Source organism: Streptomyces sp. NPDC047917 (assembly GCF_043204345.1).
GTDB classification, from domain to species: domain Bacteria; phylum Actinomycetota; class Actinomycetes; order Streptomycetales; family Streptomycetaceae; genus Streptomyces; species Streptomyces sanglieri.
Genome location: NZ_JBIDCA010000002.1, coordinates 198,700 through 220,847 on the forward strand (window position 1 = coordinate 198,700; position 22,148 = coordinate 220,847).

Here is a 22,148-nt window from a genome sequence, read left to right on the forward strand (position 1 = left end):
TATTCCCAAGTCGCCTACCGACCAGTAAATACCGGGGGTAACCACAACCCGGGGAGGCGCAATGAGGCGCACCAGGCACAGACTTCGCTGTACGGTCGCGGCCGCCGCGGCCATGGCGGCGGCGATCGGCGGCATGACCGTGGCCGCCGGACCGGCCGGCGCGACGGACCGGTCCGGTACCAGCACTACCGCATCCACCCCCCTGTCGCCGGAACTGGAGGCCATCCGCGCGGCGGAGGCCACCAAGCTGTACGGCGACCCGGCCGAGCGGCCGCTCGCCGACCGCAAGACCGGGCTGATCTCGCTCGGCGACAGCGAGATCTCCGGCGAGGGCGTCGGCACGTACGAGGCCGGCACCAACGGCCCCGACAACTGGTGCCACCGCTCGCCCGACTCCGCCATCCACCGCACCGGCATCCCGGCGGACGTCACGTACAACGTCTCCTGCTCCGGCGCGTACACCGGCAACATCGTGATCGGCGGATCCAAGCAGTACTCCGACGAACTGGTGCAGAGCGACAACCTCGCCATCAAGGCCCGCAACACCCGCATCAAGATGATCGTGCTGGTGGCGGGTGCCAACGACGACCTCCAGTTCGGTCCGGTCATGACGGACTGCGTCACGCGCTGGGTCCTCTCCCAGGGCACCTGTGAGCCCAAGTACGACGGCGGCTGGCAGGCGCGCGTCGACGGACTCGTCCCCAAGGTCGAGAAGACGGTGCGCGACCTGAAGTCCGTCATGTCCGGCGCCGGGTACGGCGCGGGCGACTACAAACTCGTGGTCATGGGCTACCCGAGCCCCATCGGCCCGGACTTCTACGACAACCCGAACTTCCCCGGGAAGCTTCCCGGCGGCTGCGCCGGGTACGACTCGGACGCCGCCTGGGGCCGCAACGTGGCCGTCCCCGCCTTCGAGCGCGGCATGCGCAGGGCGGCCGCGGACACCGGAGCCGTCTACCTCGACAACTCCCGGCTCTTCCACGGCCACGAGGTGTGCAGCGAATCCACCTGGGCCCGCGGTCTCTACATCGACCTCGGGCACTTCCCGCCGGACTCCAACTCCCTGCGGCAGTCCTTCCACCCGAACGAGAGGGGCCACGGCGCCTTCGCGTCCTGCCTGACCCAGATCTACGAATCCAACCTGCGCGAGGCGAGCTGCGCCGACCCGGCGAGCACCGGGAAGCCGGTTCTGCAGTCCGGGGCGTGGGACGACTCGTTCAAGCCCCTGAAGAACGAGGCGACCGGCACCTGCGTGGACGTCCCCGGCTCGGTGACCCGCAACGACACGAAGATCGGCGGCTGGGACTGCCACGGCGGCCGTAACCAGGGCTGGTGGTACGACGCCGGTACGAAGACCCTCCGTACCGAGCTGAGCCACGACCGGTGCCTGGACGTGCCGGGCGCCGACTACAAGGCCGGTGCCACGGCCATCCTGTACAACTGCTCGGGCGCGGCCAACCAGCAGTTCGTGAAGCAGTCGGGCACCTTGCGCCCGGCCGCCTCGACCGGACTGTGCCTGACGCTGGTGGCGGCGAAGGACCCGCTGAAGCTCCAGAGCTGCGACGGCAGCGCGCAGCAGCGGTTCGTGTAGCAGAGCGCGGAGGTGCGGGGCGGCCGGGGCCGCCCCGCACCTCCCGGGCCGTTCGGCGCCGGCCGGTCAGCCGGAGGTCACGAACGCGCCGAGCGCGGCGGCCAGATGGCCGGGGTCGTCCACCCCGCACAGCTCGCGCGCCGAGTGCATGGACAGCCCCGGCACCCCCACGTCGACCGTCTCCACACCCAGCCGGGCCGCGGTGAGCGGGCCGATCGACGTACCGCACGGCATCGCGTTGTTGGAGACGAACGGCTGCCACGGCACGCCTGCCCGCTCGCACGCCGACGCGAACACCGCCATGCCGGTGCTGTCGGTGGCGTACCGCTGGTTGACGTTGACCTTGAGCGTGGGGCCGCCATTGGGCAGCGGCCGGTGGTCCGGGTCGTGCCGCTCCGCGTAGTTGGGGTGCACCGCGTGGGCCATGTCGGCGGAGACGCAGAAGGCCCCGGCCAGGGCGCGCGACCAGTCCTCCGGGGCGCCGCCGCGTGCCGTGACCGAGCGGCTCAGGACCCGCTCCAGCAGCGGCCCCTGCGCACCCGTCGCCGAACCGCTGCCGACCTCCTCGTGATCGAAGGCGGCCAGCACCGGGATGTACGCCGGCTCGTCGGCCTCGGTCGCCGCACCCGTCAGGGCCGTGACCCCCGCGTGCACCGAGACCAGGTTGTCCAGCCGCGCCGACACCACGAACTCCCGTTCCGCGCCCAGATACCCGGGCGGTTGGACGTCGTGGAGCATCAGGTCCCAGCCCAGCACCTCGTCCGGTTCCACCTCGGCGGCCGCCGTGACCCGGCGCAGCAGCGCCCCCTCCGCACGGGGGCCGAGCGCCCAGACCGGGGCGAGGTGGAGCTGCCGGTCGAGCGTCAGCGCCTCGTTGACCGTACGGTCCAGATGGATGGCCAACTGGGGTACCCGGAACAGCGGTTCGTCGATCTGGACCAGCCGGGACGCGACCGCGCCGCCCGGCCCGCGCACCGCGAGCCGCCCGGAGACGCCCAGGTCGCGGTCGAGCCAGGTGTTCAGCGGAACGCCGCCGTAGATCTCCACACCGATCTGCCGCCAGCCCGCCGACGAGGTGTCGGGAGTGGGTTTGACCCGGAGGTTCGGGGAATCGGTGTGGGCGCCGATGATCCGGAAGGGGGTGTGTGCCGGTGCCCCCTCGGGGACGTACCAGGCGATCAGCGCACCACTTCGGGCGACGAAACTGCCGCCGGTCGTGCCCGTCCAGTCGTCCGTGTCCCGCAGTTCACGGAAACCGGCCTTCTCCAGGCGCTGGGCGGCACTGGCCACCGCGTGGTACGGGGAGGGGCTGGTGCTGATGAAGGACAGCAGGTCGTCGGTGTGGCTGCGGTGGGGAAGCGGCGTCATCGGGCGTCCGCCTTTCCGGTGTTCGACGTTGAGGGTGGAGGAGCCCGCGCCGGGTCGCCGCACGCGGGGCGGGCGGTGTGCGGCACGGTGTGGCGGCCGGTCCCGGGCCGCCCGGGCGATCCGGTGGGACCGCCCGGGGCCCGCGACGGTCCGCCGGTCCTCGGGGCGGGTATCCCGGGGCCGGCGCGGCCGAGTGGTTCAGGAACGTCCGACAACCCACCAAAGCGGGCCGGTACGGCGCAAGTCCGCGGCGCGGCCCGCTGCGTGAAAGCGGCGGTGCCGGACCCGCCGCCGCGACGGCGGCCCCCCGGGCGGGCGGGGGCGTGCCGGGGCCGGCACCGGGAGCGTGCGGGACGGCACGTCGGGCGCCCGGCCCCTCGCCGGGCCCTCCGAGATTGGCTGAATAACGCCGTACGGGAATCCTCACCGTTCCGGCCCGGCGTGATCGGCGCCGGAACGGGCAGCGGGGACGGCGGCCCGCCCGCGCGCCCCGGACACCCTGATCAGGAACACCACGGCGACCACGACGGCCGCCCCGTGCGACCAGCCCACGACGGCCAGCGGGCTGTACCTGTCGAGGGCCGCGGCGACCAGGATCATGCCGACGCCGAACCCGAGGTTCTCCAGGGTCGCGGAGAGCCCGAAGGCATGGGCGCGCAGCTCGGCCGGCAGCGTCTGCAGATGAGAGGTGTACGAGACCTCCGTGAGCCCGTCGGCCGCCCCCGCCGCCAGCGCGATCACGGCGGTCGCCGCCCAGGGGAACCCGGCGAACGCCAGGATGAACGCCCCGGACATCAGACAGGTGCCGTACCCGAAGCCCGGCGCCCCCACCGTCCGCCCGGTGCGTCCGACGTACCGCTGGATCACCTGCTGCGCGGCGACGTTCCCCAGCGCCCACAGGCACCAGAACGCGCTGACGAACACGGCGGGGTGATCCGCGTCGAGCGCGGCGGAGTGGACCGGCAGCGCGGCGTTGTGGGAGGAGGAGCCGAAGGCGTCCACACTCCGCAGCAGCACCATCAGACCGAGACCCGGCGCGGCCGCCGACGCGAGGAACGCGCCCGGCCGCCGCCACCGGCCCGGCTTCCCCCGGCCGCCGGTCCGCCCCTTCCCCCTGTCCCCGCCGGAATCCCCCTCCGATTCCGGCCGGGCGTCCTTTCCCCGGCCCCCGCCCGGGATCGGCAGCAGCGCCACCGTCGCGGCGCAGACCACGAAGGTGGCCATGTCCACCACGAAGGCGGCGGTGTAACCGACGAGCGAGACCACCACCCCCGCGGACGCGAAACCGGCCACCATTGCCAGCGAACGCCCGCTGATGGAAAGGGAGTTCGCCCATGACCGCCGGTCTTCGCCGACCATCTCGGGAATGGAGCTGCGCAACGACACCATGAAAAGCGTTCCGCAGCCGCCGACCACCACGGAAACGGCCATCAGCGCGGCGGTCCGCATCCCCTCGGGCGCGAGAACGAGCAGCAGCATCACCGCCGCCTGCGCCACATTCGTCCACAACATGACGCGCTTCGCCGCGAACCGGGCGAGCAGGCCACCGGCGAACAGTCCCGCGACAAATCCGGACGCCAGCCGCACGGCCATGAACAGGCCCATCGCGAGCGCCCTGCCCGTCGTCTCGTAGACGAACAGATTGAGCGCCACCATGTTCAGGAAAGTGCCGTACGAGGACAACGCGTATCCGGCGATCAGGAATCGATAGCGGCGCTCCCCATGAGCGGGGCCGGCCCCGTCGCTCTCCGGTGCCCGGTCCGGCCGGTCGTCCGCCTGCTCGATGTCCTGCGTCACCGGCCCATATTCACCGAGCGGTTGCGCTCACCCATGACCGCGCGATTGCACGAATGTAATCTGCATCCTTGTGAACGACGATCATTCCGGCCCACGGGCGTGTGATTGCCGCGAATCGTCGCCGAACCGCGTCTGCGACCCGGCCCTCGCGGCCTATCGGCGCGCACTCGCGGACGGAAGCCTTCCGGCGGACGAGGTGCCCGGCTGCCTGAGCGCCCTGCATCTGCTGGTGGAGGACCGCCACGCACCGGGGCGGCTCATCCCCGTACCGCCCGAGACCGCCTCGTTCGATGTGCTCGGGCCCATCGAGGCGGCGATCGCCCGGCAGCGCCGCACACTGCGTTCGGCACGCGCCGCGCTGACCGTGTTCGAGGGCCTGTACGCCGACGCGCACCGCCTCGAACCGTCCGCGCTCACCCGGCTCTCCGGCGAGGCCGTCATCGGCAAGGCGCTCGAAGCGGGCGTCGCCGGCTGCCGCGAGGAGGTCCGCACCGCCCACCCGGGCGGCGGCCGCCCCGTGCACGTGCTGGAGGAGTCGCTGCCCAGGGACGTACGCAACCTGCGCCGGGGCATCCGGCAGCGGACCATCTACCAGCACACGGTCCGCTCGGACCGTACGACGCTCGCCTACATAGAGCGGGTGACGACCGAGGGCGCCGAGGTCAGGACGCTCGCCGAGGTCGCCGACCGGATCATCGTCTTCGACCGGAGCCTGGCGTTCGTCCCGTTCTCCGACGAGCCGCACAGCGCGCTGCGCATCCAGCACCCGTCCCTGGTCCGCTTCCTGGCCCGGCACTTCGACGAGGCCTGGGCCCGCTCGGTCCCGGTCCGCCCGGAGCGGGTGCCACTGCGCACCCCGGTCGTCACCTCCGACCTGCAACGGACCATCCTTCAGGCGGTGGTGGGCGGCGAGACGGACCAGTCGATCGCCCGCCGGCTCGGCATGAGCCGCCGCAGCGTCGCGGAACACGTGCGCAGGGTCTCCGAGCAGCTGGGCAGCAAGAGCCGGGCCCAGCTCGGCTATCTGGTCGCGACATCGGGCCTGCTGGAGGCGTGAGAACGGCGGGACGGGAAGACCCGCGGGGGCGCTCCGGCCGGAGCGCCCCCGCAGGGCCCTGGTCTCGTGCCCGAAGGGTCAGGCGAGACCCGGGCCCCGCACCGGAATGCTGGTGAAGGTCGGCGCGGGGGCGGGCTCGGTGAAGAAGTCGTTGCCCTTGTCGTCGACGACGACGAACGCGGGGAAGTCCTCGACCTCGATCTTCCAGACCGCCTCCATGCCGAGCTCCTCGTACTCGACGACCTCGACCTTCTTGATGCAGTCCTGCGCGAGCCGGGCCGCCGGTCCGCCGATCGAGCCCAGGTAGAAACCGCCGTGCGCGTCGCACGCGTCGGTGACCTGCTTGGACCGGTTGCCCTTGGCGAGCATCACCTTGGAGCCGCCCGCCGCCTGGAACTGCGCGACATAGCTGTCCATCCGGCCGGCCGTCGTCGGGCCGAAGGAGCCGGAGGCGTACCCCTCGGGCGTCTTCGCCGGGCCCGCGTAGTAGACCGGGTGGTCCTTCAGGTACTGCGGCATCTCCTCGCCCGCGTCCAGCCGCTCCTTGATCTTGGCGTGCGCGATGTCGCGGGCCACGACCAGCGGACCGGTCAGCGAGAGCCGGGTCTTGACCGGGTACTTGGTCAGCTCGGCGAGGATGTCGTCCATCGGCCGGTTGAGGTCGATGCGGACGACGTCGCCCTCGGTGTCGAGGTGCTCGTCGGTGGTGTCCGGCAGGAAGCGGGCCGGGTCCTTCTCCAGCTGCTCCAGGAAGACCCCCTCCGCGGTGATCTTCGCGGTGGCCTGGCGGTCGGCCGAGCAGGACACGGCGATCGCCACGGGCAGCGAGGCGCCGTGCCGGGGAAGACGGACGACGCGCACGTCGTGGCAGAAGTACTTGCCGCCGAACTGCGCGCCGATGCCGATCTTCTGCGTCAGCTCGAAGACCTTCTCCTCCAGCTCCTTGTCCCGGAAGCCGTGGCCGGTGGGGGAACCCTCGGCCGGCAGCTCGTCCAGGTAGTGCGCGGAGGCGTACTTCGCGGTCTTCAGCGCGAACTCCGCCGACGTACCGCCGACGACGATCGCCAGGTGGTACGGCGGGCACGCCGCCGTGCCCAGCGAACGGATCTTCTCCTCCAGGAACTTCATCATGGAGGCCTCGTTCAGCACGGCCTTCGTCTCCTGGAAGAGGAACGACTTGTTGGCCGAGCCGCCGCCCTTCGCCATGAAGAGGAACTTGTACGCGCCGCCGTCGGTGGCGTACAGCTCGACCTGGGCGGGGAGGTTCGAGCCGGTGTTCTTCTCCTCCCACATGGTGAGCGGAGCCATCTGCGAATAGCGCAGGTTGAGCTTGGTGTACGCGTCGAAGATGCCGTGCGACAGCGCCTCCTCGTCACCGCCCTCGGTGAGGACGTTCTGCCCGCGCTTGCCCATGACGATCGCGGTGCCGGTGTCCTGGCACATCGGCAGCACGCCCGCAGCCGCGATGTTCGCGTTCTTCAGCAGGTCGAGCGCGACGAACTTGTCGTTGGACGAGGCCTCGGGGTCGTCCACGATCCGCCGCAGCTGCGCCAGGTGGGCGGGGCGCAGGTAGTGCGAGATGTCGTGCATGGCCTCGGCGGCCAGGGTGCGCAGCGCCTCCGGAGCGACCTTGAGGAACGTACGACCGTCGGCCTCGAAGGTGGAGACACCCTCGGAGGTCACCAGACGGTACGGCGTGGTGTCCTCTCCCAGGGGGAGCAGATCGGAGTACGCAAACTCTGGCATTACGGCCATTCCTCACTCGGCAGACGGCGGCTGACCTCCCTTGGGCAGCGCACCCACCAGGGTAGAACGCCGCCCGAGCGCCGAAGCTGTGAGGTAAGGCTCAGTTCGGCCACTTCCGGGCGGCGGTCTCGGGGGGCCGGGTGCGACACGGCGGAGGCGGAGCGGGGGGTAGTCGCGATCTATCGCGTTTGGGTACGCTGGGTCGGTGGACCTCGAAAAGCAGCCCCAGCAGCCCCAGCGACCGGTGGCTCCGGCGGAACCCGTGGCTCCGGCGGCCCCGGTGGAACCGGCCGGCATCCGCGCCTCCGACGCGGACCGGGACCGGATCGCGGACATTCTGCGGGAAGCCATGGCCGAGGGCCGGCTCACCGCCGACGAGCACGCCGAGCGGGTCGACGCGGTCTATCGCGCCAAGACCGTCGGCGAGCTGGAACCGCTGGTGCGGGACCTGCCCGCCCCGGGTGGTGCCGCCCGTGCGGCCGCCGCCCCCGGCGCCTACGGTCACGAGGGTCCCACCGGACCCGCCGAGAACCTGGTGGCGATCTTCAGCAGCTCGACCCGCAAGGGCCGCTGGCGGGTCGGCGGCCGCACGAACGCCTTCGCGCTCTTCGGCAGTGTGGAGGTCGATCTGACCGAGGCGCTTTTCGGTCAGAGACTCACGGTCGTCAATGCGACCTCCATCTTCGGAAGCGTCGAGATCAAGGTCCCCGAGAACATCTCGCTGCGTGGCAGCGGCACGGGCGTCTTCGGTAATTTCGAAGTCGCCACACTGGAATCCGCGGACCCCGAGGCGCCGGTGGTCGTGGTCAACGGCTATTCCGTGTTCGGCAGTGTGGAGGCGAAGCCCAAGCGGGGGAAGTTCATCGCGGACCTTCAGGACCGGCTGCGCAAATACCTCGGATAGCTCCCGCGAAACCGCTCCGAACCATCCTTCGGAACTCCGCGGGAAATCCGCAGGAACTCCACCGGCGCTCCTTCTGAACTGCTGCGGAACTCTCGCGGGATCCCTCCGGAACTGCTTCGGGACTCCACCGGAACCGCTTCGAAAACAAGCCAGATTCCTTGTCGGCGGCTATTGCGCACCCCTGGCCGAGTGCCACTCAGTGCATAGGCGCGCGCACAGCGGGTAGGGACTGCTGCATCGTCTCTCGCTCGCGAAGCCGTCGTCAGGAGTAGACCGTGCTGCAACTGCCGCATCAGCCCCTGCAGGTCGCCGCCGTCCCTCCCCAGCGCACCCCCGCGCGGGAGGACCAGGCCGGCCCCTGGCATTCGGAGGCGGTGTGCCGCCGGGATGAAGCCGGGCTGTTCTTCGCCCCGTCGAAGGAGCCGACTGCTGCCAGGCTCGCCCGCGAGGAGTCCGCGAAGCGGGTCTGCGCGCGCTGCCCGGTGATGATCGAATGCCAGGAACACGCGCTCATACAGCCGGAGCCGTACGGGGTGTGGGGCGGGCTCACCGCCGCCGAGCGCCGTGTGGTGCTGGCCCGGCGCAGACGTCGCGAGATGGAGCGCAAGGCCTCGTCCGCCGCCGGTGCGACGGGCCGGATCGCCGCGGCGGGCTGAACGGAGCCGACCGGTCGGGGCGCAGCCGACCGGTCGGGGCGGGCCCGCACGGCCGGTACGCGAAGAGGCGCCCCCACCGCACATGGGGGGCGCCTCTTCGCGTACCGCTGCCGGCGGTCTCCGGGACGGGAGCGGTACCGGCTCCCCGGGCCTCCCGGACCGTCCTGCTTCCCTTGCCCTGCTTCGCGTGTTCTCTACTTCGTGCGTTCCCTGCTTCGCGCGTTCTCTACTTCGCGCGGTCGAAGTCGATCGCGCTGTAGGCGCGCAGCTTCGAGAGCCGGTGCGTGGAGTCGATCTTCCGGATGGTGCCGGACTTGGAGCGCATGACGATCGACTCGGTGGTCGCGGTCTCCGCGCGGTACCGCACGCCGCGCATCAGCTCGCCGTCCGTGATGCCGGTCGCGACGAAGAACACGTTGTCGCCGCTGACCAGGTCGTCGGTGGACAGCACCCGGTCCAGGTCGTGTCCGGCGTCCAGCGCGCGCCGGCGCTCGGCCTCGTCCTTCGGCCAGAGCTTGCCCTGGATGACGCCGCCGAGGCACTTTATGGCGCAGGCCGAGATGATGCCCTCGGGGGTGCCGCCGATGCCCATCAGCAGGTCGACGCCGGTCCCTTCGCGGGCGGCCATGATCGAGCCGGCGACATCGCCGTCGGAGATGAACTTGATCCGGGCGCCGGTCTCGCGGATCTCCTTGACGATGCCCTCGTGGCGCGGGCGGTCGAGGACGACGACCGTGACGTCCTCGGGAGCGGAGTTCTTGGCCTTCGCCACCCGGCGGATGTTCACCGAGACGGGGGCGTTGATGTCGACGAAGTCGGCGGCCTCGGGCCCGGTGACCAGCTTGTCCATGTAGAAGACGGCCGACGGGTCGAACATGGCGCCGCGGTCCGCGGCGGCCAGTACGGCGATCGCGTTCGGCATGCCCTTGGCGTTCAGGGTGGTGCCGTCGATCGGGTCGACGGCGATGTCGACCTCGGGGCCGGTGCCGTCGCCGACGCGCTCGCCGTTGAACAGCATGGGGGCTTCGTCCTTCTCGCCCTCGCCGATGACGACGACGCCGTTCATCGAGACGGTGGAGACGAGGGTCCGCATGGCCTTCACGGCGGCGCCGTCGGCGCCGATCTTGTCGCCGCGGCCCACCCAGCGCCCCGCCGCCATGGCGGCGGCCTCGGTGACCCGGACCAGCTCCAGGGCGAGGTTGCGGTCGGGGGCCTCGGGGGAGACCTCTAGCTGGGACGGCAGATGATGCTCGGACATCGGAGCGCACCTTTCTGTACGGCGACGACCGGAAGAGGGTGCTGTGACTCTATCGTCAGGTCGACAAAATGAGCAGACCGGGTCACTTATGAGCGGCTGCCCCCGGGTCGGGCCCGTCGGGCCTAATGCGACCATGGACCCGTGGCTAGCAAGCGAGGCAAGCAGACGGTGCGGGACATGTTCCTGTCCATGGCGGTCATCTCCGCTGCGGCAGGCGTTGTTTACATCTTCGTTCCGCACGACGAGAACGCCAACCCGGTCAAGGCGGTCGACTACCGGGTCGAGCTCCTGACGGCCCGCCGCGCGGCGCCGTACCCCGTGGTCGCCCCGGACGGTCTGACCGGGAAGTGGAAGCCGACCTCGGTCAGCTACGACCGCAAGGCGGGCAACAGCTGGCACCTGGGCTTCCTCGACCCGGAGGGCAAGTACGTCGCGGTGGAGCAGTCCACCTCCCCGGCGAAGAAGTACGTCACCGAGGTCAGCCAGGACGCCAGGAACACCGGGCGTACGAAGCAGGTCGCGGGCGAGACCTGGCAGCACTGGGAGGGCTCGAAGTACGACGCCCTGGTGCGCCACGACAAGGGCTCGACCACCGTGGTCACGGGCTCCGCATCGCCGGACCGGCTGGCGGAGATGGCCGCCGCGCTCAAGACTTCCTGACGCCGTACGGGAGAAGGCCCTGGAGCACTCGATTCGGTGCTTCAGGGCCTTCTCCGTACGCCGCGGGCGCGGTGGGCGCGGCGGTTGGCCGGACTGGGGCGGCCGCCGCCGGGACGGCCGCCTCGGGTGGTCCGGCTCAGACGGTCGTGACGACCTCGTCGTAGGCGAGGCGCGGCAGGCGCGGGAACCAGGCGTCCTCGCCCGGCTTGCCGATGTTGACGACCATCAGCAGGCTGTGGTCGCCGTCCAGGAACTCCTTCTCGATGCCCGAGGCGTCGAAGCCGGTCATCGGGCCGGCGGCCAGGCCGGCGGCGCGGATGCCGATGAGGAAGTACGCGGCCTGCAGCGCACCGTTCAGCGAGGCGGCCGACTCACGGACCGGGCGCTCGGAGAAGAACGCGTCCTTGGCCTGCGGGAAGTGCGGCAGCAGGGCCGGGAGCTCCTCGTGGAACTCGTTGTCGGTGGCCAGGATCGCGACCAGCGGGGCGGTCGAGGTCTTCGGCTGGTTGCCCTCGGCCATGTGCTTCACGAGGCGGGCACGGGCGTCGTCGGAGCGGACCAGGACGACGCGCAGCGGCGACTGGTTGAACGCGGTCGGCCCGTACTTGACCAGGTCGTAGATCGCCTGGACCTGCTCCTCGGTCACCGGCTCGTCGGTGAAGGTGTTGGCGGTGCGGGCCTCACGGAAGAGGAGGTCCTGGGCGGCGGGGTCAAGAGCGAGGGACATCGTGCGTGTTGCCTTCCGGACGTACACATGGATCGACTGACGTGGATCACGGTAACCGGAGATAGGTTAACTTTCAACTAAAAGTGTCCCGGGGTGATCTGTTCCACAGCGATTCCGGCAGCCCGCCGGCGGTCCGGGCAGCCCGCCGGCGGTCCGGGCGGCCCCGGCGGTCCGGGCGGCCCCGGGAGTCTTGGCGGCCCCGGCGGGCGGATCGGCCCTGGCGGCCGCCGGACGTCCCCGGCGGCCGGAGCGGTCCCGGACTTCCTGGTCGGCCTCGGCGGGCCCGGTGGCTCCAGCGGTCACCTGGCATCCCGGCCGGTCACCGGATATTCCGGCGGTCACCGGATGTCCCGGTGGCTACAGCGGCTACAACCGGTCACAGCGGCTACAACCGGTCACAGCCGTCACGGCGGTCACCGGGCGCCCTCGTGGGGCTCAGCCGTTGTCGGCCGTTGCCGTCGTCGTCGCTGCTGTCGTGACGCCGCCGCTCTCCTGGGAGTCGGCCGGGCCGGCCAGTGCCGCGTCCAGCCGGGCGCGTGCGCCCTCCAGCCAATGCCGGCACACCTTCGCCAGCTCCTCGCCCCGCTCCCAGAGCGCGAGCGACTCCTCCAGCGTCGTACCGCCGGCCTCCAGGCGGCGCACCACCTCGATCAGCTCGTCACGTGCCTGCTCGTAGCCGAGCGTGCCCGTGGCACCAGCCGCCGTAGTCGCGTCGTCCGTCATGCGTCCCACCCTACGTTCCGGCCCACCGGGAGCCTGTGACCTCGTCCGTCCATGAATCCGACCCCGTTCATTCGCTCACCCGCACGGCGAACTCGCCCCCCGAGACCCGCGCCCGCAGCACCTCACCCGGCGCCCCCGCGTCCTCGGGAGCCCGCACGACGTGGCCGTCCGGCCGTTGCAGCACCGCGTATCCGCGCTCCAGCGTCGCCGCGGGCGACAGCGCGACCACCCGCGCCCGGGTGTGGGCGAGCTCCGAATCGGCCCGGTCCAGCAGGTGCCCCAGCACCCGTCGGCTCCGCCCGACCAGCGCGTCGATCTCCGCCGCGCGCTCGTCCACCATCCGCTGGGGCTGCTCCATCGACGGCCGGCCCAGGGCGTGTGCCAGGCCCCGCTCCTCCCGGTCCAGCAGCCCCCGTACCGAGCGCAGTGCCCGGTCGCGCAGCTGCCGCACCCGGTCCAGCTCCTCGCCCACGTCCGGCACGATCTTCTTCGCCGCGTCCGTCGGCGTGGAGGCGCGCAGGTCCGCGACCAGGTCGAGGAGCGGGGAGTCCGGTTCGTGGCCGATCGCCGACACCACCGGCGTACGGCACGCGGCCACCGTCCGGATCAGCTGCTCGTCCGAGAACGGCAGCAGGTCCTCGACGCTGCCGCCGCCCCGCGCCACGACGATCACGTCGACGTCCGGCAGGTCGTCCAGCTCCTTCACCGCCTGGACCACCTGATTGACCGCGTGCACACCCTGCACCGCCGCGTTGCGCACCTCGAAGCGCACCGCGGGCCACCGCCGACGGGCGTTCTCCAGCACATCGCGCTCGGCCGCCGACGCCCGCCCGCAGACCAGGCCGATCAGCTGCGGCAGGAACGGCAGCGGCTTCTTCCGGTCGAGCGCGAAGAGCCCCTCCGAGGCCAGCGACTTCTTCAGCTGTTCCAGGCGGACGAGCAGCTCACCGATGCCGACCGGCCGTATCTCCGTGGCCCGCAGGGACAGCTGGCCGCGCGGCGCGTACCACTCCGGCTTGGCCAGGACGACGACCCGCGCACCCTCCGTCACCACATCCGCGATCCGGTCGAAGACCTGCCGGAAGCACGTCACGCTCACCGAGATGTCCTGCGACGGGTCGCGCAGCGTCAGGAACACCACTCCGGCACCCGGACGCCGCGACAGCTGGGTGATCTGCCCCTCGACCCAGACCGCCCCGAGCCGGTCGATCCAGCCGCCGATGAGCCGCGACACATCACCTACGGGCAGCGGAGCTTCCGCGGACGTTTGGAGAGCCATGCGAGCGAGCGTATCCGTCCCCACCGACAGACCGGGCGCATCAGCCCCGCCGACAATCGAGCGGCCACGACAGCGGCCACGACAGCGGCCAGGGCAGCGGCCAGGGCAGCGGCCAGGGCAGCGGCCAGGGCAGCGGCCACGACAAGGACAGAGCGGAGACCGCGCCCGCCCGGTTCACAGCCGCCCGCGTCCGCCCCCCGCCCCCGGCGCGCACCACGTGCACCACCCGGTTCACGCCCCCCGCCCCGCCCCCGCCCCCGCCTCAGCCTGCCGGCCCCGACTCACCCCGCCCCGCCCCCCGGCTCACCCGTCGCCGGTCGTTCCGGCCCGTACGCCGCGCCGCCACTGCACCGCGAGCACCACCAGCCCCACCGCGAGCCAGCACGTCCCCACCACCTGGGCGCTCCCGGTCGCCTCCACGATCACCGCGATCAGCACCCCCGCACCCACCACCGGCACCAGCACATGCCGCCACCAGCTGGGCGGCCCGGCCATCCGGCGTACGGCGAACCAGCCGACCACCGACGCGTGCAGCAGCACGAAGGCCGTCAGTGCGCCGATGTCGACAACCGACACCAGATGGTCGAGCCCGTCGTCCCGCCGGGCCGCCCACACCGCGGCGATCAGCGTCACCGTCGCGGCCAGCAGGATCGCGATCCGCGGCACCCCGGACCGCGGATCGACCCTGGAGAGCACCGAGGGAAGCCGCCGCTCCCTGGCCATCGCGAAGAGCAGCCGGCCCGCGGCCGCCTGCCCGGCCAGCGCCGCGAAGGCCGCCCCGATCGCCTTGCTGACGGCCACCAGATCATGCAGCCAGCTCCCGACCGCCGAGTCCACCGTGTCGTAGAAGGCCGACCCCTGCGCGGCCGGGTCGGCGGCCAGCTCCGCCGACGTCATCGGTTCCAGCAGCGCGGCCAGATACGCCTGCGCCACGAACAGCACACCCGCCAGCACCAGACAGAACAGCAGCGCCCGTGCCACCTTCGCCGAGCCCCCGGTCACCTCCTCCGCGAACGAGGCGATCGCGTCGAACCCGAGATAGGACAGCACGGCCACCGACACCGCCCCCAGCACCGCAGCCGCGGAGAAGCCGGAATCACCGGTGAGAGGGGTCAGCCAGCCGCGCTGCGCCCCGTCCCGAACGAGCACCACCACCGCCGCCACCAGGAACACCAGCAGCACCACGATTTCCATCGCGAGCACCGCGAAGCCGACCCGGGCGGCGGCCCGCACACCCCACAGGTTCAGCAGTGTGGTGACGACGACGGCGAGGGCTGTCCACACCCACCGCGACACCGAGGGCACCAGAGAATTCAGCGCGATGCCGGAGAAGAGATAGGCGACCGCCGGGATCAGCAGATAGTCGAGCATCGCCATCCACCCGGCGATGAACCCCGGCCCCTCCCCGAGCCCCTTGCGCGCGTACGCGAAGACGGAACCCGCCAGCGGGGCGACGCGCACCATCTGGGCGTAGCTGAACGCCGTGAACGCCATCACCACGGTCGCCGCGACATAGACCAGCGCGACCGCGCCGTCGGACTTCGCGTCCAGCGTGCCGAACACCCCGACGGGCGCCATCGGCGCGATGAACAGGAGCCCGTAGACCACCAGATCCCGGAACCCGAGCGTCCGCCGCAGCCTGCCGCTCTCCTGATGCGCCCCTGCTGCCCCTGCTGCCCCGGCTGTCCCTGCTGCCGCGGCCGTTCCCGCCGCCCCGGCCGTTCCCGCCGCCCCGGCCGTTCCCTCGGTACCTGCTGACCCCGTCGCCCCGGCTGCCCCCGCCGCTGTCCCCTTCGACTCAGTGCCGCCGCTGCCGGTGTCCGACATGAGCCCTCCCTCGATCGCGTACGGATCAGTCTCGCCACCCGGCCGATCTTCCGCGCGTTCGACTCGGCCTTACGATGGGTCGCATGACTGCTACGACACCTCGCCGCGTCCTGCTCGCCGCTCCCCGTGGCTACTGCGCGGGCGTGGACCGTGCCGTGATCGCCGTGGAGAAAGCCCTGGAGCAGTACGGCTCCCCGGTGTATGTGCGCCACGAGATCGTTCACAACAAGTACGTCGTACAGACCCTGGAGAAGAAGGGCGCGATCTTCGTCGAGGACACGGCGGAGGTCCCCGAGGGTTCGATCGTGATGTTCTCCGCGCACGGCGTCGCGCCGACCGTGCACGCGGAGGCGGCCGAGCGGAAGCTCGCCACGATCGACGCGACCTGCCCCCTGGTCACCAAGGTCCACAAGGAAGCCGTCCGCTTCGCGCAGGACGACTTCGACATCCTCCTGATCGGTCACGAGGGCCACGAGGAGGTCATCGGCACCTCCGGCGAGGCCCCCGACCACATCACGCTGGTCGACGGCCCCGAGGACGTCGCCGGTGTCGAGGTGCGCGACCCGTCGAAGGTCGTCTGGCTCTCCCAGACCACACTCTCCGTCGACGAGACGATGGAGACGGTCGGCGCCCTCAAGGAGAAGTTCCCGCTGCTGATCTCGCCGCCCAGCGACGACATCTGCTACGCCACGCAGAACCGCCAGATCGCGGTGAAGCAGATGGGCGCGGACGCCGACCTGGTGATCGTCGTCGGTTCGAAGAACTCCTCCAACTCGGTCCGCCTGGTCGAGGTCGCCCTCGGCGCCGGTGCGAACGACGCCCATCTGGTCGACTTCGCCGAGGAGATCGACGAGGCCTGGCTGGAGGGTGTCTCCACGGTCGGCGTCACCTCCGGGGCGTCGGTCCCCGAGGTGCTGGTCGACGGCGTCCTGGCCTGGCTGTCCGAGCGCGGTTTCGAGGACGTGGAGATCGTGAAGTCGGCCGAGGAGTCCATCACCTTCTCGCTGCCCAAGGAGCTCCGCCGCGATCTGCGCGCCGAGGCGGCCGCCCTCTCGGAGAAGTAGAGCCCCGAAGGCGCCCTGCTCTGCTTCCGGGACGTTCCGCTTTCGGGAAGTGGGCCGGGCGACCTGCCCGTACCGTGGACTGCATGCAGATCTTCGGTGTGGACATCGGCGGATCCGGGATCAAGGGCGCTCCCGTGGACCTGGACCGCGGAGACCTGGCGCAGGAGCGCCACAAAGTACTGACACCGCACCCGGCCACGCCCAAGGGCGTGGTCGAGTGCGTGGCCGAGGTTGTCGGTCATTTCGACTGGAAGGGCCCGGTGGGCGTGACCTTCCCGGGTGTCGTCACCGGCGGGGTCACCCGTACCGCCGCCAACGTCGACAAGAGCTGGATCGACACGGACGCCCGCGGACTGATCGGTGACCGCCTGGGCCTCCCCGTCACGGTGCTGAACGACGCGGACGCGGCCGGCGTCGCGGAGATGACCTTCGGCGCGGGCCGGGGCCGCAAGGGAACCGTGATCGTGCTGACGCTCGGTACGGGGATCGGCAGCGCCCTCTTCGTGGACGGCCGGCTCGTACCCAACACCGAACTGGGCCATCTGGAGCTGAACGGCCACGACGCGGAGAAGCACGCCTCCACCAAGGCCAAGGAGGACGAGGACCTGAGCTGGCACCACTGGGCGCACCGGGTGCAGAAGTACCTGGCCCATGTGGAGATGCTGTTCTCGCCCGAGCTCTTCATCATCGGCGGCGGGGTCAGCCGCAAGGCCGACAAGTTCCTGCCCCTGATCGAACACGTACGGGCCGAGATGGTCCCCGCGGAGCTTCAGAACAACGCGGGCATCGTTGGCGCCGCGATGGCGGCCGGCAGCAGCTAGGCCCTGTCCGCCGGCCCTCCGCGCCGCTCAACGGCGCGGGCGGCGCGGTGACTGCGAGGGGCGCGCCGTCTGCGCGGCGAGCAGCATGCGGCGCTGCCGCTGACGCATCAGCCGCACCTTCCGTACGGTCGCGATGAGCCCGGCGATGAGCGTTCCGCCGTACAGCCACCCGGCGTGCACGGCGAGCGCCGTCACGACCGCCATGGTCTGGCCGCCGAACCCGCCCGTTCCCCCGGCGATCGGGATGACACCGATGGCGAACGCGATCGGCACGATGATCGGCGCGGTCACCAGGTCCGCGGGCCGCACCCACAGCGCGGTCAGCGCGCAGACCGGCAGGAACAGCACACCGAACACCACCGACGAACCGTCGAGGACCAGCAGGTCGAGGCAGGCCAGTACGAACATGGCGGCAGCGGCGAAGAGCCCGGCCCCGATCCCGGTCAACCGGGGATTCGGCAGCCTGCGCAGCGCGAGGACGACGGGCGGCACCGGACGTCGGGAACGGCCCTCCGGCGCGCTCACCACCCGGTAGACGGTCGCGGTCTCCTCGATGGTGCCCTGGGAGGACGGCGACGGGGACGGGGACGGGGAGGGGGGCAGCGGGGCCTGGCGAGACTGCCTGCGCTGCGGGGGACGTGTCCTGTGCTGCTCCACCGGGACAACGTAGGTCGCCGGGCAGCAGGAAGCAGGTACGGGACACGCCCTTTGCGCGACCTAGGGGATGAGTTCGATGCCACACGGCCGAACGGGAACCGAACCGGCACCCGGCACGGAGCCGAACCGGCACCCGACACGGAACCGAACCGGCACCCGACAAGGAACCGAACCGGCACCCGGTACGGAGCCGAACCGGCACCCGGTACAGAAACCGATCCAGCACCCCGCACGGAACCGAGACGGCACCCGACACAGTGATCGAGCCGGCACCCGACACAGCGACCGAACCGCACCGACACAGCGACCGAGTCGGCACCGACACAGTGACTGAGCCGCACCCGACACAGCGACCGAATCGGCACCCGACACAGTGACCGAGCCGCACCCGACACAGCGACCGAATCGGCACCCGACCGGACCCGTGGGGCCCCGGTCGCCCCCGCCCGTAAACTGGAGAATCGACCCACCCGGGCCGTGCAGAACCACCCCACTTCTCTCCACTCCTCAGGAAGTCGCCAACGTGTCGCTCACGATCGGAATCGTCGGCCTGCCGAATGTCGGCAAGTCGACCCTGTTCAACGCCCTGACCAAGAACGACGTGCTGGCGGCCAACTACCCGTTCGCCACGATCGAGCCCAATGTCGGCGTCGTCGGCGTCCCGGACGCCCGGCTGAACAAGCTGGCCGAGATCTTCGGCTCCCAGCGGCTGCTCCCCGCGACGGTCGACTTCGTCGACATCGCCGGCATCGTGCGCGGCGCCTCGGAGGGTGAGGGCCTGGGCAACAAGTTCCTCGCGAACATCCGCGAGTCCGACGCGATCTGCCAGGTCATCCGCGCCTTCAAGGACGAGAACGTCGTCCACGTCGACGGCAAGGTCTCGCCCAAGGACGACATCGAGACGATCAACACCGAGCTGATCCTCGCCGACCTCCAGTCCGTCGAGAAGGCCATCCCGCGCCTCACGAAGGAGTCCCGCCTCCAGAAGGAGAAGGTCGCGGTCCTCGCCGCGGTCGAGGAGGCCCAGAAGATCCTCGAAGCGGGCGACACCCTCTTCCACGCCGGCATCACGGCCTCCACCGAGAAGGGTCGCCTCCTCCACGAGCTGCACCTCCTCACCACCAAGCCGTTCCTCTACGTCTTCAACGTCGACGAGGACGAGCTGGTCGACGAGGACTTCAAGAACGAGCAGCGCGCCCTGGTGGCCCCCGCCGAGGCGATCTTCCTCAACGCCAAGATCGAGTCCGAGCTGATCGAGCTCGACGACGACGAGGCCCTGGAACTCCTCCAGTCCATGGGCCAGGAAGAGCCCGGCCTGGCCACCCTCGGCCGCGTCGGCTTCGACACCCTGGGCCTCCAGACCTACCTCACGGCAGGCCCGAAGGAAGCCCGTGCCTGGACGATCAAGAAGGGCGCCACGGCCCCCGAGGCGGCCGGTGTGATCCACACCGACTTCCAGAAGGGCTTCATCAAGGCGGAGATCGTCTCCTTCGAGGACCTGGTCGAGACCGGCTCGGTCGCCGAGGCCCGCGCCAAGGGCAAGGCCCGCATGGAGGGCAAGGACTATGTGATGCAGGACGGGGACGTCGTGGAGTTCCGCTTCAACGTGTGACGGGCACCACTTCGTCACGTTGCTGATCTCGCAGACATGCAGGTCAGGAGGGGTCTGGCTCTTCGGGGTCGGGCCCCTGTCCCACTTTCCGTGTCGGGACCGCCGGATGGCCCCTCAGGGCAGGTCGGTTCACGGGGATGGCCTGATGACCGATGCGGTCAGCTCTCCCAGTCGACGGACGCCACGGTCCCGTCGTCGGCCATCTTGACGGCAAGGAGTTCGTCGCTGGTCTCGGCGTCGATCGTGTAGTCCATGACGATCCGGGCCTCGGCCTCCCCGGTCAGGTGCCACAGTCCGATCTGGACGGGGTGCATGGCCGCGGTGAACGCGTCGACGCTGATCGCTTCGCCGTTCGCATCCCGGGTGAGGCGCTTGATCACTTCGGCGTCGTCGAGTTCGTCGGCGTGGTGGTCGATGAAGTAGCGGTCCTGCCGCAGGTACTCGCGGATCGCCGCCCGGGCCGCGGTGTCCAGAGCCGGCAGATGAGCCAGGCGCGTCGCGAAACGCATCCAGTTCTCCCGCGTCCAGCCCGGACTCGCGGTCGGCCCACAGCCGGACTTCGACCTTGCCGCTCCCCAGCGAGGCCGCGCCTTCCCAGATGACGTCCGTCCCGTCCGCCGACGGCACCCCAAGGTGCCCGAAGTAGGGGTGATCGATATCTTCATGGGGCCCGTCATTCCGATGGGCGGGGACGGCTTGAGAAGCAGTGAACGTTCCTGGTCGCCGGCTCTGTCGGTACAGCGCCTCGGGTGTCACCTGCTCGTGGCATGAGGCGTACGCGTGCGGTCTGCTCGACATGACAACCGTGAGCGCATGCCGCTACGCAGACTGCCGCCACGTCTTCTGGCTCGGCCGACACGGCTGCCGAGGGTTACGAAGGTAGTCACTAACCTCCATGTTGCTAACATTGTTGTTAGTGTCATGGGTGGAGGTCGACGAGACGTGGTGGATTTTGTAGGGCGTCGCCAGGAGTTGGCGACGTTGGAGCGAGAACTGCAGAAAGTAGCGTCAGGGATCGGCAGGGAGCGGCCCGGTCGGTGCGTGATGTTGCGTGGGCGGCGCCGGGTGGGCAAGTCGCGGCTGGTCGAGCGGTTTGCGGAGCGCTCCGGAGCCCCTTTCTTGTTCTTCGCTGCGACTGGTGCATCCCCCAGGGACGATCTGGCACGGCTGGCCAGGGACGCCCAAGTGTCGACGTTGCCGCTGGCGGGGCTGGTGGCCGCCGCGCGGCCGGAGAACTGGGATGCCGCGTTCGATGTGCTGGCCGCGGCCCTGCCTGCCGACCGGGCCAGCGTTCTGATCATCGACGAAGTGCCGTACCTGATGGATATCGACGGCGCCTTTGAAGGGATGCTGCAACGGGCCTGGGACCGGGCGCTGGAGACCAAGCCGGTGCTGCTGGTCCTCATCGGCTCCGATCTGTCGATGATGGAGGCATTGAACAGCTACGGACGCCCCTTCCATCAGCGTGGCCGGGAGATGGTGCTGGGACCGCTCAACCCCGCCGAGGTGGGGCAGATGCTTGAGCTGGATCCGGCGGAAGCCTTCGACGCCGCACTGGTCACCGGTGGGCTGCCGCTGATCTGCGCAGAGTGGCCGCGAGGCGCAGGGCTGTGGGACTTCCTCGGCGAGGCGCTGCGCGATCCGGTCTCGGCCCTGCTGGTGTCGGCCGAGCGTTCGCTGGCCGCCGAATTCCCCCCGCAGGTACAGGCGCGCAAGGTGTTGGCGGCCATCGGGAGTGGCGAGCGGACCTTCACCAATATCGCCCGTGCAGCAGGCGGGATCGGGGCCACGCCGCTGCAGCGAGCTCTGGAGCTGCTTACGGACAAAAGGATCGTCGCCGGCGAGTTGCCTGTATCGCTGCGCCCGTCGAAGGACCGCCGCTACCGGGTGACAGATCCGTACCTGCGGTTCTGGCTGCACATGCTCGGCCCGTCGATGGAGGAGATCGAGCGAGGGCGGGGCGATCTGACCTTGGCGCGCATCCAGGAGAACTGGACCAGTTGGCGTGGTCGGGCCGTCGAGCCCCTTGTCCGTGAGGCCTTGGCACGGATATTGCCCGACGACCGACTGCCCGCGGCCCCCGCAGTGGGCGGCTACTGGACCCGTACCAACGACATCGAGATCGATATCGTCGGGGCCGACCGCGCCCCCATCGCCAAGGAACTGTTCTTCGTCGGCTCCATCAAGTGGCTGGAGCAGTCGCCCTTCGACCGGCATGATTCGGCCGCTCTGTATCAGCACCGGGCAGCCCTCACCGACGAACCCGTTCCAGTCGTGGCTGTCTCGCGTAGTGGAGTCGACTGTCCGGGACTCGACGCCGTCTACGGCCCCGGCGATTTGCTGACCGCCTGGCCGCTGTGAGCAGCGGATGCCAGGTGAGGTAGAAGAATCGGTGGGGCCT

19 protein-coding genes are annotated in these 22,148 nt (G+C 70.5%); 9 read left to right on the plus strand and 10 right to left on the minus strand.

Features of this window, described 5'->3' with window-relative positions:
* The first annotated feature begins 61 nt into the window (after positions 1-61).
* On the plus strand, positions 62-1,591 hold the full coding sequence (locus ACGF8B_RS04600; RefSeq protein ID WP_392734762.1) for a ricin-type beta-trefoil lectin domain protein: 1,530 nt from the start codon (positions 62-64) through the stop codon (positions 1,589-1,591).
* Positions 1,592-1,657: 66 nt separating this feature from the next.
* Here ACGF8B_RS04600 and ACGF8B_RS04605 read toward each other — a convergent pair whose 3' ends face one another.
* Both ACGF8B_RS04605 and ACGF8B_RS04610 read right to left on the minus strand, forming a co-directional pair.
* Positions 1,658-2,959, minus strand: coding sequence for a M18 family aminopeptidase (locus ACGF8B_RS04605; RefSeq protein WP_392734765.1), 1,302 nt, complete (start codon positions 2,957-2,959; stop codon positions 1,658-1,660).
* A 423-nt stretch (positions 2,960-3,382) separates the two neighbouring features.
* Positions 3,383-4,756: an MFS transporter gene (locus ACGF8B_RS04610; protein WP_392734767.1), complete on the minus strand. Its 1,374-nt coding sequence runs from the start codon at positions 4,754-4,756 to the stop codon at positions 3,383-3,385.
* 70 nt (positions 4,757-4,826) lie between these two features.
* On the opposite strand from ACGF8B_RS04610, the gene ACGF8B_RS04615 reads away from it, so the two are divergent.
* Positions 4,827-5,813: a LuxR C-terminal-related transcriptional regulator gene (locus ACGF8B_RS04615; RefSeq protein WP_392734769.1), complete on the plus strand. Its 987-nt coding sequence runs from the start codon at positions 4,827-4,829 to the stop codon at positions 5,811-5,813.
* Positions 5,814-5,891: 78 nt separating this feature from the next.
* On the opposite strand, the gene ACGF8B_RS04620 is transcribed toward ACGF8B_RS04615, so the two are convergent.
* Positions 5,892-7,559 (minus strand): fumarate hydratase, encoded by a 1,668-nt coding sequence (locus tag ACGF8B_RS04620; RefSeq protein WP_392734771.1) that lies wholly within the window; start codon positions 7,557-7,559, stop codon positions 5,892-5,894.
* A gap of 205 nt (positions 7,560-7,764) precedes the next feature.
* On the opposite strand from ACGF8B_RS04620, the gene ACGF8B_RS04625 reads away from it, so the two are divergent.
* Together ACGF8B_RS04625 and ACGF8B_RS04630 are read left to right on the plus strand one after the other, a co-directional pair.
* Positions 7,765-8,463 carry a DUF1707 domain-containing protein gene (locus tag ACGF8B_RS04625; RefSeq protein ID WP_392734773.1) on the plus strand — a complete coding sequence of 233 codons (699 nt, stop codon included), beginning with the start codon at positions 7,765-7,767 and terminating at the stop codon, positions 8,461-8,463.
* Positions 8,464-8,738: 275 nt separating this feature from the next.
* Entirely contained in the window at positions 8,739-9,119 is a 381-nt protein-coding gene (locus ACGF8B_RS04630) for a WhiB family transcriptional regulator (RefSeq protein WP_124716632.1), read from the plus strand.
* Between the two features lie 226 nt (positions 9,120-9,345).
* On the opposite strand, the gene glpX is transcribed toward ACGF8B_RS04630, so the two are convergent.
* Positions 9,346-10,377, minus strand: a complete 1,032-nt coding sequence (gene glpX / locus ACGF8B_RS04635; RefSeq protein WP_342287201.1) for a class II fructose-bisphosphatase — start codon at positions 10,375-10,377, stop codon at positions 9,346-9,348.
* 141 nt (positions 10,378-10,518) lie between these two features.
* On the opposite strand from glpX, the gene ACGF8B_RS04640 reads away from it, so the two are divergent.
* Positions 10,519-11,037 carry a DUF4245 domain-containing protein gene (locus tag ACGF8B_RS04640; protein ID WP_392734775.1) on the plus strand — a complete coding sequence of 173 codons (519 nt, stop codon included), beginning with the start codon at positions 10,519-10,521 and terminating at the stop codon, positions 11,035-11,037.
* A gap of 136 nt (positions 11,038-11,173) precedes the next feature.
* Here the strand turns inward: ACGF8B_RS04640 and ACGF8B_RS04645 are convergent, their stop codons facing one another.
* From ACGF8B_RS04645 to ACGF8B_RS04660, 4 genes are all read right to left on the minus strand, one after another.
* Positions 11,174-11,764, minus strand: a complete 591-nt coding sequence (locus ACGF8B_RS04645) for a malonic semialdehyde reductase (RefSeq protein ID WP_342287198.1) — start codon at positions 11,762-11,764, stop codon at positions 11,174-11,176.
* Between the two features lie 435 nt (positions 11,765-12,199).
* Positions 12,200-12,487, minus strand: coding sequence for an exodeoxyribonuclease VII small subunit (locus ACGF8B_RS04650; RefSeq protein ID WP_392734778.1), 288 nt, complete (start codon positions 12,485-12,487; stop codon positions 12,200-12,202).
* A gap of 67 nt (positions 12,488-12,554) precedes the next feature.
* Entirely contained in the window at positions 12,555-13,766 is a 1,212-nt protein-coding gene (gene xseA, locus ACGF8B_RS04655; RefSeq protein WP_342287194.1) for an exodeoxyribonuclease VII large subunit, read from the minus strand.
* Between the two features lie 303 nt (positions 13,767-14,069).
* Entirely contained in the window at positions 14,070-15,593 is a 1,524-nt protein-coding gene (locus ACGF8B_RS04660; protein WP_392734780.1) for an APC family permease, read from the minus strand.
* Positions 15,594-15,667: 74 nt separating this feature from the next.
* On the opposite strand from ACGF8B_RS04660, the gene ACGF8B_RS04665 reads away from it, so the two are divergent.
* The gene (locus tag ACGF8B_RS04665; RefSeq protein ID WP_392734782.1) at positions 15,668-16,657 is read left to right on the plus strand and encodes a 4-hydroxy-3-methylbut-2-enyl diphosphate reductase; all 990 of its coding nucleotides are present in this window, start codon (positions 15,668-15,670) and stop codon (positions 16,655-16,657) included.
* A gap of 83 nt (positions 16,658-16,740) precedes the next feature.
* A complete protein-coding gene (gene ppgK / locus ACGF8B_RS04670) occupies positions 16,741-17,478 on the plus strand; it encodes a polyphosphate--glucose phosphotransferase (protein ID WP_392734784.1) in 738 nt (245 codons plus the stop codon).
* 27 nt (positions 17,479-17,505) lie between these two features.
* On the opposite strand, the gene ACGF8B_RS04675 is transcribed toward ppgK, so the two are convergent.
* A complete protein-coding gene (locus ACGF8B_RS04675) occupies positions 17,506-18,003 on the minus strand; it encodes a DUF6542 domain-containing protein (RefSeq protein WP_392735473.1) in 498 nt (165 codons plus the stop codon).
* Between the two features lie 655 nt (positions 18,004-18,658).
* Between ACGF8B_RS04675 and ychF the strand changes: the two genes are divergently transcribed.
* Entirely contained in the window at positions 18,659-19,747 is a 1,089-nt protein-coding gene (gene ychF, locus ACGF8B_RS04680; protein ID WP_124716624.1) for a redox-regulated ATPase YchF, read from the plus strand.
* A gap of 158 nt (positions 19,748-19,905) precedes the next feature.
* Here the strand turns inward: ychF and ACGF8B_RS04685 are convergent, their stop codons facing one another.
* Positions 19,906-20,256: a DUF2004 domain-containing protein gene (locus ACGF8B_RS04685; protein ID WP_392734786.1), complete on the minus strand. Its 351-nt coding sequence runs from the start codon at positions 20,254-20,256 to the stop codon at positions 19,906-19,908.
* Positions 20,257-20,689: 433 nt separating this feature from the next.
* Here ACGF8B_RS04685 and ACGF8B_RS04690 point away from each other — a divergent pair, with 433 nt between their 5' ends.
* Positions 20,690-22,108 carry an ATP-binding protein gene (locus ACGF8B_RS04690; RefSeq protein WP_392734788.1) on the plus strand — a complete coding sequence of 473 codons (1,419 nt, stop codon included), beginning with the start codon at positions 20,690-20,692 and terminating at the stop codon, positions 22,106-22,108.
* Positions 22,109-22,148 lie beyond the last annotated feature (40 nt).